Source organism: Bradyrhizobium sp. Y36, from assembly GCF_002531575.1.
In the GTDB taxonomy this organism is placed as follows: domain Bacteria; phylum Pseudomonadota; class Alphaproteobacteria; order Rhizobiales; family Xanthobacteraceae; genus Bradyrhizobium.
Window position 1 is genome coordinate 17,812 of record NZ_NWTI01000001.1, and the last position, 14,060, is coordinate 31,871.

Sequence of the window (14,060 nt, forward strand, 5' to 3'; positions counted from 1 at the left end):
CATGCCCCTGTTTTGCCCGACGGAGCAAAGGGGTTGCGTGACCGCCTTAAAAAGGTAATGCCGCCAAGGGGGCGGCTACTGTGCATGGGGTTGTTTTCGCGATTCTTGTTGGCCGGCCCCGGAGACCGGGCCGGCCAATCCCGGATGGCGCCTCAGCTATCCACCTTCAGTGCGGCAATGAAGGCTTCCTGCGGGATGTCGACCTTGCCGAACTGCCGCATCTTCTTCTTGCCTTCCTTCTGCTTCTCCAGAAGTTTTCGTTTACGCGTGATGTCGCCGCCGTAGCATTTTGCGGTGACGTCCTTGCGCAGCGCGCGCACGGTCTCGCGGGCGATCACCTTGCCGCCGATCGCCGCCTGGATCGGGATCTGGAACATGTGCGGCGGGATCAGCTCCTTCATCTTCTCGACCATGGCGCGGCCGCGGCCTTCGGCGCGGGTGCGGTGGACCAGCATCGAGAGCGCGTCGACCGGCTCGGCGTTGACCAGGATCTGCATCTTGACGAGATCGGCCGGCTTGTAGTCGGTGAGATGATAGTCGAACGAGGCGTAACCCTTGGAGACCGACTTCAGGCGGTCGTAGAAATCGAACACCACTTCGTTCAGCGGCAGATCGTACTTCACCATCGCGCGGGAGCCGACGTAAGTGAGCTCCTTCTGCGCGCCGCGGCGGTCCTGGCAAAGCTTCAGCACGCTGCCGAGATATTCGTCGGGCGTCATGATCGTCGCCTCGATCCAGGGCTCCTGGATCTCGGCGATCTTGACCACGTCGGGCATGTCGACGGGATTGTGGATCTCGAGCTCGGTGCCGTCGGTCAGCTTCATCTTGTAGATCACGCTCGGCGCGGTCGCGATCAGGTTGAGATCGAACTCGCGCGACAGCCGCTCCTGGATGATCTCGAGGTGCAACAGGCCGAGGAAGCCGCAGCGGAAGCCGAAGCCGAGCGCGGCCGAGGTCTCCATCTCGAACGAGAAGCTGGCGTCGTTGAGGCGCAGCTTGCCCATCGCGGCGCGCAGCGTCTCGAAGTCGTCGGCGTCGACCGGGAACAGGCCGCAGAACACCACGGGGATGGCCGGCTTGAAGCCCGGCAGCATCTCCGTCACCGGCTTCCGGTCGTCGGTGATGGTGTCGCCGACGCGGGTGTCGGCGACTTCCTTGATCGCGGCCGTGATGAAGCCGATCTCGCCGGGGCCGAGCTCGTCGACCTGCTGCATCTTCGGCGTGAAGAAGCCGACGCGCTCGACGTCATAGGCAGCGCCCGTGCCCATCATGCGCACGCGGCTGCCCTTCTTCATGACGCCGTCGACGACGCGGATCAGAACGACGACGCCGAGATAGACGTCGTACCAGCTGTCGACCAGCAGCGCCTTCAAGGTCGCATCGCGGTCGCCCTTCGGCGGCGGCAGGCGGGTGACGATGGCTTCCAGCACGTCGGGCACGCCGAGGCCGGTCTTGGCCGAGATCATCACCGCGTCGGACGCGTCGATGCCGATGACGTCCTCGATCTGCTGCTTGACCTTCTCGGGCTCGGCCGCGGGGAGGTCGACCTTGTTCAGGACCGGGACGATCTCGTGATTGTTGTCGAGCGCCTGGTAGACGTTGGCGAGCGTCTGCGCCTCGACGCCCTGGCTGGCGTCCACCACCAGAAGGGAACCTTCGCACGCCGCCAGCGACCGCGAGACTTCGTAGGCGAAGTCGACATGGCCGGGCGTGTCCATCAGGTTGAAGATGTAATCCTTGCCGTCCTTGGCGCGGTACGCGAGGCGCACCGTCTGCGCCTTGATGGTGATGCCGCGCTCGCGCTCGATGTCCATGGAATCGAGCACCTGCTCCTTGCCCGCCATCTCGCGGTCGGAGAGGCCGCCGGTCATCTGGATCAGGCGGTCGGCCAGCGTCGATTTGCCATGGTCGATATGGGCGACGATGGAGAAATTGCGGATGTTGGAAATGGGGACGGTCGTCATGGGCGCGGGATACCACTCACATCCCCGTGCGGCAACCATTCACTTGGTCTTCCCGGGGAGGCGCATCCGGCTGGGCAGCCGGCGGCCTAGGAAGGGGAGGACATCGATTCGCCATGCCAATCCGGGCCTTCCCACCATCGATTTCAGGGGCCGGCTCTGCTAGTTTTTGGATTTTCTGTCACGGAAACAGGCAATGTGCTGGAAGCGCTTTTTCGCCTTTTTGTTCGCAACGTGTCTTGCCTTCCCGGCTGCTGCTGAAAAGCGCGTCGCCCTCGTCATCGGCAATTCCGCCTACCAGAGTGTGTCGCGGCTGGAAAATCCCCGAAACGACGCGGTGCTGGTGGCCGATACGTTGCAGAAGCTCGGTTTCACGCTGGTCGGCGGCGGCGCCCAGGTCGAGCTGGACAAGGCGAGCTTCGACGCGGCGGTCCAGCGCTTCGGCAATCAGTTGATCGGCGCGGACGTCGCCTTGTTCTATTACGCCGGCCACGGCATCCAGGTCCGCGGGACCAATTACCTCGTGCCGATTACCGCCAATCCGACGCGCGAGACCGACGTCGATTTCCAGATGGTTGATGCCGCATTGGTGCTTCGGCAGATGGACGGCGCAGGGACCAAGCTGAACATCGTCATCCTCGATGCGTGCCGGAACAACCCTTTCGGCGGACGCGGCCTGCGCGCCTCCGACGGCGGCCTGGCGCAGATCCGGGCACCGGAAGGAACGCTGCTCTCCTATGCCACGCAACCCGGCAACGTCGCGCTCGACGGGTCCGACGGCCACAGCCCTTACACGCGGGCGCTGGTCGAGACGATGCAGCGTCCCGGCCTCGACGTGCTCCAGACGTTCAATCAGGTGGGACTTCTCGTCAAGCGGGCCACTGGCAGCAACCAGCAGCCCTGGGTCTCCTCTTCGCCGATCGATGGATCATTCTACTTTTCAGGCGCACCGGCAGGGCAGGTTGCGGCGGTCAACGTTCCGGCACCCGTCACCGCGCCTCCTGCGAATCTTCCGCCGTCCCCGGCTCCGCTCGCGAGAGCCCAGTCGGATTTCCTGTTTCCGGACTCCGACAGCCGCCTGCTTGCCGATGGCGATCTGAGGACGCTGAGCAAGGACGAGTTGCGTCTCGCGCGCAATGAGATCTTTGCGCGGCGAGGGCGCTATTTCAACTCGCCCGATCTGACGGCGCGGTTCAGCAGGTTCGCCTGGTACGTGCCCCGCACCTGGGATCCGCAATTGAACGCCGTCGAGACGGCGAATGTCGCCCTGATCGACCGCTATGAATCCGGCAGTGCGGCGCCGAGCGGCTTCATCTTTCCCGATTCGGATCGGCGGCTGCTGACGGTCGCAGACCTGCGCGGGCTTTCGAACGACGAGCTGCGGATTGCGCGCAACGAGATCTTTGCGCGGCGCGGACGCTATTTCGAAGCGGCGGATCTCAAGGCCCGCTTCGAACGTCTCCCGTGGTATTCGCCGAGCACATGGAATCCAAAACTCAATGCGATCGAGGAGGCGAATGTGGCGCTGCTCGATCAGGCCGGCAAGCGTCGATGACCTCGGTGTTGCGAGCGACGCAAATCCTCATCGCCCTCGTGGCTGCGTCGATCCCGGCGGGCGCCCAAACCAGGACCGAGCTTCTCGATCGGCTGGTGCGTGCCTATCCCGACTTCCTCTCCGGTCACGACGGCAAGCAGATGTTCTGGCGCGACGGGACCGCAATGCCGGTGGACGACGGCAACGACGACAAGAGTTTTGACCAGCGCCTGCGCGATGCCTCGATTCTGGACCAGCTTCGCTTGCCCTACCCCGTCGGCGTGTCCGCGCCGCCCGCGGTGAACGCCGATCCTGGACGATTCCGGAACGAGCCGTTCTTCATGAAGATGTATGGCGATTGCCGCAAGGGAGCGGTGCAACGCAATCTCGTCACCATCACCTGGCTGCCGCGGTCGTGGGGGAAGGCCGTCCAGGTGACGCGGATCAATGGCGTGGCCGACCGGCTCAAGCAGGTGTCCGCGGAGATCGACAGGCTCGAGCCGTCGCTGAAGACCGCTGCCTATCCGATTGCCGGCGTACTGTCTTGCCGGCCGGTCGCGGATACCGGCAAGATGAGCATGCATGGCTATGCCGTCGCGATCGATCTGAACCTGAACTATTCCGACTATTGGCTGTGGGCTGGCCGGGGGAAAACCATTCCCTACAAGAACAGGATGCCGCGGGAGATCGTCGATATCTTCGAGCGCCACGGCTTCATCTGGGGCGGCAAATGGTATCACTACGACACGATGCATTTCGAATATCGCCCGGAACTGTTGGGCCGGTGATCCCGCATCGTTTCCGTGCGCCTGGGGCGGGCATTCATTCACGCCAAGCTGATTTCACTCAGGCGCAAAACGCGCTACGCAAGCGCCCATGTCCACGACTTCGATCCCGTCCGCCCGAACACGCGTAAAAGCCCGGGTGAGCTACAACCGATTCCGGGCCTGGCTGGTGGCCTGCGCGGTCCGCCCCGAGGCGAGATTGTGGCTGGTGATCCAGCTCGCCATCCTGCATGCGGTGCTCTGGACCTTCATCCTGATCAATCTCAAGGCGGCGCAGGACGTTCACATGGACGTCGCAGAAGCCTATGGCTGGGGCCAGAAATTCCTCTGGGGCTACGGCAAGCATCCGCCGCTGTCGGGCTGGGTCGCCGGCCTCTGGTTCATGGCGTTCCCGGCCACGGACTGGGCGACCTATGCGCTGGCGATGGCGACCGTCGGCGTCGGCATGGTGATCTGCTGGCTGGTGGCCTTGCGCGTCGTGGATGCGCGCCGCGCCTTCCTGGTCGTGGTGATGGTCGCGCTCTACCCGATCTTCAATTTCAAGGGTTTCAAGTACAACCCGGATCTGCTGCAGCTCGTCACCTTGCCTCTGCTGGTGCTCGCCTATCTCGACGCGTTCGAGAAGCGGAGCTGGCGGTCAGGCATCTGGCTCGGGCTCGCCGGCGCGCTGGCGCTGATGACTAAATATTGGGTGCTGACGATGATCGGCGCCATCGGCCTTGCCGCGCTGATCCATCCCGCGCGGCTGAAATTCCTGTCCTCGCCGGCGCCATGGGTCGCCATCGTGACGATGGTGGTGGCGATGATCCCGCACATCGTCTGGCTGGCGGATGCGCATTTCGTGCCGCTGACCTATGCCGGCGACACCTACAGTCTCCAGGACGCGAGCCAGGTGCATCAGCTCGTCGCCGGCTACGTGCTGCATAATCTCGGGCTGCTCGCATTGCCGGTGGCGCTGGCCGGACTGGCGATGGCGCTGGTACCGCCTTGGTTGTCGCTGCTCGCGCGCGCTCCCTTGCGCATCGTCACGCGCGCCTGGGGACGCGGCGCCAACGCGAGCGTCAATCTCTCGCAGGCGCTGAACGTGTGGGCGATCCAGATCATCGTCGCGCTCGGTCCGCCGCTCGGCGCGCTCCTCTTCAGCATCTACATGAAGACCGATTGGGGCATCTCGCTGTTCTTCCTGGTGCCCCTGGCGCTGGTCGCGATCCCTGCGTTACGGGTGCAGAGTGCCAGCCTGTTCAACATCGCCGCGATCTGGCTCGTGCTCAGCGCCGCGACGCTGGCCGCCTCGCCCTGGATCGCCACGCGCGAGATGGCGGCCAATGCCGGCAACACCGCAACCTATGGCGCGCGCTCGGATCTCGCGCGCGAATTGACCCAGGCCTGGCACGCGCGCTTCGCCTCGCGCTGGGCGGTGGTCGCGGGGACCATGGAGACGATCCAGCCGATGGTGTTCTACAGCCCCGATCATCCGAGCCCGTTCACGCCGAACGAGGCCTGGGCCTCCGGGCTGACCTCGCTCGAGGACGTCAAGCGATACGGCTTCATCGGCGTGTTCGATGCGACCGACGAACGGCTGCCCAAATTCGAGAAATGGGTGTCCGAAATCGCGCCGAACGCCGAGCGCATGGTGATGACCACGCGCCGCTTCACCCACGGCAAGGCCGGTCCGTCGATGAGCTGGAACGTCTACATCGCACCGCCGGGGAAATAGTGACGGTGCCGTAGGGTGGGCAAAGCGTAGCGTGCCCACGGCTTTGTTGCGATTGGAGAATGCTCGTGGGCACGGCGCTTCCGCGCCTTTGCCCACCCTACGGCATCGAGCGTGTGGCTCAGATCCCTTCCTCGTTGAACTTGCTTTCAACGAGCTCGGTGATCGCAGCCAACGCGGCTTCCGCATCGGTGCCGGCGGCGGCGACGGTGATCGTCGTGCCCGGTCCTGCGGCCAGCATCATCAGCCCCATGATCGAGGTGCCGCCGACGGTCTCGCCGCCGCGCGTGACCCAGACCTGCGCGTCGAACCGCTCGACCGCCTGGACGAATTTCGCGGAGGCGCGGGCGTGCAGGCCGCGCTTGTTGATGATCAGGAGATCCTTGGAAATCGCGCCCGCGGGCACGCCTGTCCCGGCTTGTGGCGCGTCGTCGCTCATTTGCCGGCGAGCACGCGGCTGGCGATGGTGACGTATTTGCGGCCGGCTTCCTGCGCCATCGCGATCGCGTCGGGCAGCGGACGCTCCTCGCGCACCTTGGCGAGCTTCACCAGCATGGGAAGGTTGATGCCCGCGAGCACTTCGACCTTGGGCCGGCTCATGCAGGATATTGCGAGGTTGGACGGCGTGCCGCCGAACATGTCGGTGAGGATCGCAACGCCGTCGCCGGAATCGACGCGGTTAACCGCCTCGATGATGTCGCTTCGGCAGAGATCGGAATCGTCTTCGGCACCGATCGTGATCGCTTCGATTTGCTTTTGTGGGCCCATGACATGTTCAAGCGCTGCCTTGAATTCGTCGGCAAGGCGCCCGTGGGTCACAAGTACTAGACCAATCATCGGAAAACTCCTCGCGGGCGCTCTTGGTGCACCGCACGAACGCGCCACTTTGACCATCCAGAGCCCCCGCGCAAGAGGGGATGTTGCGTATCTCCCTGAATCTAGACGGATGGATGAGGGGAGCTGCGCCGGTCTATTCGGTCGCGATAGTGGGGTTCATATGGTTACCATTTCCCTTCAAACAATCGCCTGAAGGGTTAACGGAAGATGAACTCTTGGTAGTGGTCAAGGCCGCGACAACCAGCGGGAGGGGCGAATAGTCGCGGGCAACGGGGATTCGCGGTATTTCGACACCAGAAATGCTGGTTTTCAGGGATTCGGCCGGCGGCAGGCGCTCCGCATCCGCGGCGTCCAGATCGACCACGAGACCGACGGTCGCATGCTCCACGAAGTCGCAGCGGCGAATCCCAAGGCCCCGGATCTCGATCAGGCCGGCCAGGCGCGGCGCGGGACGAACCTCAATTTCACCGCCGACTGTCGCCAGATGGACACGGTCGTCCCCGACCAGAACGGCCCTTTCGATCACCCCGGCGCGGCCCGACATGATCAAATCAAAGGCAAGGCGCGATTTGCCCGAGCCCGAGGGTCCGCGGATCAGCACCGCCAGAGAGCCGACCTTGACCGCGGAGGCGTGAACGCTCGGCCCGCCTGCGTCCAAGCTGCCGTCGTTCAAGCGACCTTGGGTCATAGCGCCGGCAGCCTCACCACGAAGCGCGCGCCGGTGACCGTCGGAACGCCTTCGTCATCGGGCGGGCCTGCGCGGTTCTCGGCCCAGATGCGCCCGCCATGGGCATCGACGATCTGCTTGGAGATCGACAGGCCGAGGCCGGAATTCTGGCCAAAGCCCTGATGCGGACGGTCGGTGTAGAAGCGCTCGAAGATGCGCTCCAGCGCGTCGTCGCGGATGCCGGGGCCGTCGTCGTCGACCACGATCTCGATCTCGCCGCGGACGCGGCGGCAGGTGAGGCGCACCTTGCTGCCGCGTTCGGAGAAGGACTGCGCGTTGGAGAGCAGGTTGGAGACCACCTGTCCGAGCCGCGAATCATGACCGCTCACGGCGAAGGTGTCGGTTGGGCTGCGGCCCTCGAAACGCGTCTCGACCGCGACGTCATGGCCGAGCTTGGTTTCGTTGGCGACCGACACCAGCGTCGTCAGCAGACGGCGCAGATCGACCGGGATCGCATCCTGGCGCTGCAATTCGGCATCGAGGCGGCTGGCGTCGGAGATGTCGGAGATGAGGCGGTCGAGCCGCTTGACGTCGTGCTCGATCACCTCGAGCAGGCGCGCGCGGCTGGTCTCGTTGCGCGCAAGCGGCAGCGTCTCGACCGCCGAGCGCAGCGAGGTCAGCGGGTTCTTCAGCTCGTGGGCGACGTCGGCGGCGAACATCTCGATCGCCTCGATGCGGCTGTAGAGCGCGCTCGTCATGTCGCGCAGCGCGCCGGAGAGATGGCCGATCTCGTCGCGGCGGCGGGTGAAGTCGGGAATCTCGATACGGGCCTTGATGCGGCGGCGGACGCGCTCGGCGCTGTCGGCGAGCCGGCGCACGGGACCTGCGATCGTGCTTGCCAGCAGCAGCGACAGCATGATCATGACGGCGGCCGCGACGCCGCCGACCTTGAGGATGGCGAGGCGCTCGGCCGTGACCATCTGGTCGATGTCGTCGCCTTGCGTCGACAGCATCAGGGCGCCGTGGATCGCGCGCGAGCGCAGCACCGGGACCGCGACCGAGACGATCACCTCGCCGCGCACATTGACCCGCACCATCGAGCGCTTCTGGCCCTGGAGCGCGTCGGCCACCTCCGCATAGCCGTTGCCGTTCTCGGGGCCGAGCTCGCGATAGAGCGGCAGGTCGCCGCGGTTCAGCCAGGTGCGCACCGCGACCATGCCGCGCTCGACGATGCCGGGCTTCTCGGCCGGCGGCGGCAGATTGTAGCGCAGCACGTTCTCGAGGTTGCGGCTGTCGACCAGCAGGCTGCCGTTCGGATCGTAGATGCGGGCGCGCGTCTTGGTCGGCGAGATCAGCGTGCGCAGCACCGGCGCGACGCGCTCCGGATTGATCGGGAAGTCCAGCGGCGAATATTCGTCCGAGCCGCCATAGGTCTCGCCCGGCTTGAGGTCGAGCAACCGGTCGGGATCGATGGTGATGGCGTTGGTCTGCACCGTGGCGGAGGCCGCGATCGCGCCGGCGATGATCTCGGCCTGGACCAGCAGGCTCTGCGCCCGCGCGTCGATCAGGCCGGCGCGGAATTGCGAGAGATAGAGGATGCTGGCAACCAGCGCGACGAGGCCGGCGAGGTTGAGCGAGACGATGCGACGGGTCAGGCTGGAGAAGGACAGCGCGAAGAAGAACTGCCCGGCGCGCTTCAGCCAGTTCAGCGGTCGGAAGCCCTGCGGCTTGTCTCCGGCAAATTGCTCCGGCACGCCGCCGGATGCGACATCCTCGGCGCTCGGGTTCTGATCAGGCTGCGTTCGGTCAAGCAATGCTTACGCCCGCGTTAGGACAGCTTGCGAGAAGGTCCCCGCATCCTAGAGCATGATCCGGAAAAGTGTGTAGCGGTTTTCCGAAAAGGTCATGCCCAAACCATAACCTGGAGCGCGATGATCCCATCGCGCCCTGGAGCGATCCCGGTTCCGATGGAATCAGAACCGGCGATGCGCTTGTGTTTCGTGAAGCGGCCAGCCGCCTCAGGCTTCCTTGAAGCGGTAGCCGACGCCGTAGAGCGTCTCGATCATCTCGAACTCGTTGTCGACCACCTTGAACTTCTTGCGCAGCCGCTTGATGTGGCTGTCGATGGTGCGGTCGTCGACATAGACCTGGTCGTCATAGGCGGCGTCCATCAGCGCGTTGCGACTCTTCACCACGCCGGGCCGGGTCGCCAGCGCCTGCAGGATCAGGAATTCGGTGACGGTCAGCGTCACCGGCTCGTTCTTCCAGGTGCAGGTATGCCGTTCCGGGTCCATGCGCAGAAGGCCGCGGTCGAGCGCCTTGGCGTCGTTCTCCTTCGGCGCGACGGTCGGGTCCTTCGGCGCCGAGCGGCGCAGCACGGCCTTGACGCGCTCGACCAGAAGGCGCTGCGAGAACGGTTTGCGGATGAAGTCGTCGGCGCCCATCTTGAGGCCGAACAGCTCGTCGATCTCCTCGTCCTTGGAGGTCAGGAAGATCACCGGCAGGTCGGACTTCTGCCTGAGGCGGCGAAGCGTCTCCATGCCGTCCATGCGCGGCATCTTGATGTCGAGGATGGCGAGATCGGGCTGGGTGGTGCGGAAGCCGTCGAGCGCGGAGGCGCCGTCGGTGTAGGTCATGATGCGGTAGCCTTCGGCTTCCAGCGCGATCGAGACGGATGTGAGAATGTTGCGGTCGTCGTCGACCAAAGCGATTGTGGGCATGAGCCTCTGCTTTCTGCTTTCCGTTTGGGTCGTGGCTTGAAACGGCGAGCAATCCACTGATGCGCCGCATACATGGGTGCCGATGTCGGCGTTCGAACCTTGTCACCGAGCAATGCAAGCTGGGCTGAAGTGTGACCAAGTTCCACGAAACACGGCAGATTCGCCGCATGTCGACCCATAACCGGGCCCTCGTTTACCCGAAAAAAGGCCCCCCTTGCAACCACCTGAGCCGAGAAAGCCGATGCAACCGACCCCTGATTTCGACCCCGGAAAGCTCGCCAAATCCCTGCTGCGGCGATCGCGGCAGGGGGCGCTGGCAACGCTCATGGCCGGGAGCGGCGATCCCTATTGTTCCCTGGTCAATCTGGCGAGCCATCCCGATGGCTCGCCGATCCTGCTGATCTCCGGCCTCGCCGTGCACACCAGGAACATCCTGGCGGACAGCCGGGTCTCCCTGATGCTGGATGAGCGGGCAGCGGGCGATCCGCTGGAAGGGGCCCGGATCATGCTGTCGGGCCGGGCGGAGCAGGCCGATGCCGACAAGGATCTGCTCCAGCGGCGGTATCTCAATGCCCATCCTTCGGCAGAGGCCTTTGTTTCCTTTAAGGATTTTTCGTTCTTCCGGATTCGCCCCACCGGAACCCATCTGGTCGCCGGCTTCGGCCGGATCGTCGATCTCAAGCCCGAGCGGTTCCTCACGGATCTTGCCGGCGCCGAGGATCTGCTGGCGGCGGAGGAGGGAGCCGTCGCGCACATGAATGCCGATCATCGCGATGCCATGGGCCTCTACGCGACCAGGCTTCTGGGCGCGCCCGCAGGCGACTGGCGCTGCACCGGCTGCGATCCGGAAGGTCTCGACATGCAGGACGGCCAGACCGTGCTGCGGCTGGATTTCCCGGAGCGGGTGACCGACGGCACCTCACTGCGCAAGATGCTGGTGCGCCTGGCTGGCGAGGCCCGCAGCAAGATGGACTGAGGCGCAACGCTTTGAACGCCGCTCCCCATCGCTGCGACCCAAGACGGTAGATCTTGAGGCTCGCAGCGAGAGGGTTCATGGCGCGTCGTCGTTTGGCATTGGCTGCGGGTCTGGCGCTCGCGATCACCACGTCGTGTGCCGCGCCGGGCTTTGCCCAGAAGGCCGACCTCTCGGCGCAGAGCGCGCGCATCAATGCGCTCCGCAGCGCCGGCAAATATTCCGAGGCGCTGCCGCTGGCGCAGGCCATGGTGGCCTCGCTCGAGAAGACCAGCAACAACCGCGACCTCGCCGCGGCGCTCAACAATCTCGCGCAGATCTACGCCGATCAGGGCCGCGACGATCAGGCCGAGCCGCTCTACAAGCGCGCCATCACGCTGATGGAGAAGGGGACCGGTCAGGGCAGCGTCGAGATCGCGCCGCTCCTGAACAATCTCGCGGCGCTCTATCAGCGGCAGAGCCGCTTCACCGAAGCCGAGCCGCTGTTCAGGCGCGCGCTGGCCGTTCGCGAGCAGGCGCTGTCGCGCGAGCATCCCGACGTCGGTCAGTCCCTCAACAATCTCGCGACATACTATGTGAAGCAGCTGCGTCACGCCGAGGCCGAGCCGCTGTTTCAGCGGGCGCTTGCGATCTATCAGAAGGTCGGCGGCCCCGAGCATCCTGCGGTCGCGACCCTGTTGAACAATCTCGGCCAGCTCTATCGCGACCTCAACCGCGACGCGGAGGCCGAAGGGCCGATCAAGCGGTCGCTCGCGATCCGCGAAAAGGTGCTGGGCCCCGACCATCCCGACGTCGCGCGCTCGCTCAACAATCTCGCCGGGCTCTACGAGCACCAGCAGCGCTATGCCGACGCCGAGCCGCTCTATCGCCGTGCGCTTGCCATCCGCGAGCGGGCACTCGGGCCGGATCATCCCGACGTCGTGACCTCGACCAGCAATCTCGCTTATTTCCTCTCCATCTCCGGGCGGACGGCGGACGCGCTGCCGCTCGCGGAAAGGACGCTTGCGACGAGCCGTGCGCAGTTGCGCGTGGTGATGCCGGTGCTGTTCTCCGCCCGCCAGCAATCCTTGCTGCCCGGCGACAGGGCGCTCGACGAGGCGCTCGCCGCGATCCAGCGCGGCACGCAATCCTCCGCCGCCTCTGCCGTGAACAAGCTCGCGGTGCGACTTGCCGCCGGGAGCGACCGGCTCGCCGAACTGGTGCGCCGGGATCAGGATCGCGCAGCCGAGACTGAAGCGCTCGACAAGGCGATCATCGCTGCGGTGTCGAAGCAGTCCGCCCAGCGCGACGTCGCAGCCGAGCAGCGCAGCCGCGCGCGGATTGCGACGATTGCGAACGAGCGCGCGGGTCTGCAGAAGACGCTGGCGATCGAGTTTCCCGATTACGCCTCGCTCTCCAACCCGCTGCCGCTGGCGGTGAAGGACATCCAGCCGTTGCTGTCCGCCGACGAGGCGATGGTGATCTATTCCGTCGGTGACAAGCAGAGCTATGTCGTCGCGATCACGCGCGACGGTGCCGACTGGAAGGAGATCCCGCTCGGCGCGGACGAGATGGCACGGAAAGTCTCCGCCTTCCGCAAGGGGCTGGATGTCGGCAAGGCGCGCGATGCCTCCGGCAAATCGGGCCTGTTCGATCTTGCGCTCGCCCATGAGCTCTATGTCGGGCTGCTCGGCCCGGTCGAGGCGTTGACCAGGGATAAGCGCAATTTGCTGGTCGTGCCGTCGGCGGCGTTGACCGCTCTGCCGTTTCATCTCCTGGTGACGGAGAAGCCACAGGCGGCGATTCCGGACAGGCTCGAAGGCTATCGTGACGCCGCCTGGCTGCTGCGGCGTCAGGCCGTCGCGGTGCTGCCCTCGGTGATCTCCCTGAAATCGCTGCGTGCCTTTGCCCGCAAGGACCAAGGCGCAAAGCCGATGACCGGCTTCGGCGATCCCGTCTTCAATCCCGCCGCCGAAGGACCTGCCGACCGCCGCGCTGCAAGCGGCAAGGTCGCCGCGCGCAGCATCGCCACGATTGCCTATACCGACTTCTGGCGCGGCGCCGGCGTCGATCGCGCGCGGCTGGCGCAGGCGTTGCCGCAGCTGCCCGACACGGCGGACGAACTGAACGCCGTGGCGCGGGATGTCGGCGCCACCGATGCCGACATCCATCTCGGACGCGATGCCAGCGAAACGACGCTGAAGCGTGCAGCGCTTGCTCAATACGGCATCATCTACTTCGCCACCCACGGTCTCGTGGCCGGCGACGTCAAGGGACTGGGCGAGCCTTCGCTTGCGCTCTCCATTCCCGATCAGCCGTCGGAGCTCGACGATGGTCTTCTGACCGCGAGCGAGGTGGCTCAGCTCAAGCTCAACGCCGATTGGGTGGTGCTGTCCGCCTGCAACACCATCGCCGGCGACAAGCCCGGCGCCGAGGCGCTGTCGGGATTGGCGCGCTCGTTCTTCTACGCAGGTGCCCGCGCGCTGCTGGTCTCGCATTGGGCGGTGGATTCGGAAGCCGCCACCCGCTTGACCACATCGACTTTCGACTTGCTCAAGAACGAACCGGGGATCGGTCGTGCCGAAGCCCTGCGCCGCGCGATGTTAACTTTTGTCGACGACGCCTCGTCGCCGCGCAACGCCTACCCTGCGATGTGGGGGCCGTTCGCACTGATCGGCGAGGGCGAGGTGAGATAACACGACGCAGCACGGATTGTGCGTCGCAATAACCTGACATAACGCGCAAACGCGCGTTTGGTTGCGCGATCATTTGCGTTTTCACGTTGCTCCGGTTCAAGGCTGACCTGCGCGACGTTTGGCGCGGTCCTTGAATAAACCAAATCCTGCGGGATCAGCTTGGCAACGCCAGCGTTCATCAGTATTAGGTCGTT

The 14,060-nt window shown here is 65.1% G+C and carries 11 protein-coding genes; 5 read left to right on the plus strand and 6 right to left on the minus strand.

Annotation, left to right across the window (positions count from 1 at the left end; all coding sequences use genetic code 11):
• Positions 1-152: 152 nt before the first annotated feature.
• Positions 153-1,964, minus strand: coding sequence for a translation elongation factor 4 (lepA, locus tag CO669_RS00080; RefSeq protein WP_097657196.1), 1,812 nt, complete (start codon positions 1,962-1,964; stop codon positions 153-155).
• A 193-nt stretch (positions 1,965-2,157) separates the two neighbouring features.
• Between lepA and CO669_RS00085 the strand changes: the two genes are divergently transcribed.
• The 3 genes from CO669_RS00085 to CO669_RS00095 all read left to right on the plus strand — a co-directional run bounded on the left by CO669_RS00085 (position 2,158) and on the right by CO669_RS00095 (position 5,997).
• The gene (locus CO669_RS00085) at positions 2,158-3,516 is read left to right on the plus strand and encodes a caspase family protein (RefSeq protein ID WP_097657197.1); all 1,359 of its coding nucleotides are present in this window, start codon (positions 2,158-2,160) and stop codon (positions 3,514-3,516) included.
• A complete protein-coding gene (locus CO669_RS00090; RefSeq protein WP_097657198.1) occupies positions 3,513-4,283 on the plus strand; it encodes a M15 family metallopeptidase in 771 nt (256 codons plus the stop codon). Before CO669_RS00085 ends, CO669_RS00090 begins: the two co-directional genes overlap by 4 nt.
• An 88-nt stretch (positions 4,284-4,371) precedes the next feature.
• Positions 4,372-5,997, plus strand: coding sequence for a glycosyltransferase family 39 protein (locus CO669_RS00095; protein ID WP_097657199.1), 1,626 nt, complete (start codon positions 4,372-4,374; stop codon positions 5,995-5,997).
• A 118-nt stretch (positions 5,998-6,115) separates the two neighbouring features.
• Here the strand turns inward: CO669_RS00095 and CO669_RS00100 are convergent, their stop codons facing one another.
• The 5 genes from CO669_RS00100 to CO669_RS00120 form a co-directional block, all read right to left on the minus strand.
• A complete protein-coding gene (locus CO669_RS00100; protein ID WP_097657200.1) occupies positions 6,116-6,433 on the minus strand; it encodes an HPr family phosphocarrier protein in 318 nt (105 codons plus the stop codon).
• Positions 6,430-6,831 carry a PTS sugar transporter subunit IIA gene (locus CO669_RS00105; RefSeq protein ID WP_007597752.1) on the minus strand — a complete coding sequence of 134 codons (402 nt, stop codon included), beginning with the start codon at positions 6,829-6,831 and terminating at the stop codon, positions 6,430-6,432. The genes CO669_RS00100 and CO669_RS00105 overlap by 4 nt, the downstream gene beginning before the upstream one ends.
• A 133-nt stretch (positions 6,832-6,964) precedes the next feature.
• Complete coding sequence (locus CO669_RS00110) at positions 6,965-7,489, minus strand: HPr kinase/phosphorylase (RefSeq protein WP_097657756.1); 525 nt, start codon at positions 7,487-7,489, stop codon at positions 6,965-6,967.
• 26 nt (positions 7,490-7,515) lie between these two features.
• Positions 7,516-9,312 (minus strand): sensor histidine kinase, encoded by a 1,797-nt coding sequence (locus tag CO669_RS00115; protein ID WP_198963734.1) that lies wholly within the window; start codon positions 9,310-9,312, stop codon positions 7,516-7,518.
• A 204-nt stretch (positions 9,313-9,516) separates the two neighbouring features.
• Entirely contained in the window at positions 9,517-10,218 is a 702-nt protein-coding gene (locus CO669_RS00120) for a response regulator transcription factor (RefSeq protein WP_008542552.1), read from the minus strand.
• 241 nt (positions 10,219-10,459) lie between these two features.
• On the opposite strand from CO669_RS00120, the gene CO669_RS00125 reads away from it, so the two are divergent.
• Together CO669_RS00125 and CO669_RS00130 are read left to right on the plus strand one after the other, a co-directional pair.
• Positions 10,460-11,194, plus strand: coding sequence for a HugZ family pyridoxamine 5'-phosphate oxidase (locus CO669_RS00125; protein ID WP_097657201.1), 735 nt, complete (start codon positions 10,460-10,462; stop codon positions 11,192-11,194).
• Positions 11,195-11,271: 77 nt separating this feature from the next.
• Positions 11,272-13,866: a CHAT domain-containing tetratricopeptide repeat protein gene (locus tag CO669_RS00130; protein WP_097657202.1), complete on the plus strand. Its 2,595-nt coding sequence runs from the start codon at positions 11,272-11,274 to the stop codon at positions 13,864-13,866.
• Positions 13,867-14,060: the final 194 nt, after the last annotated feature.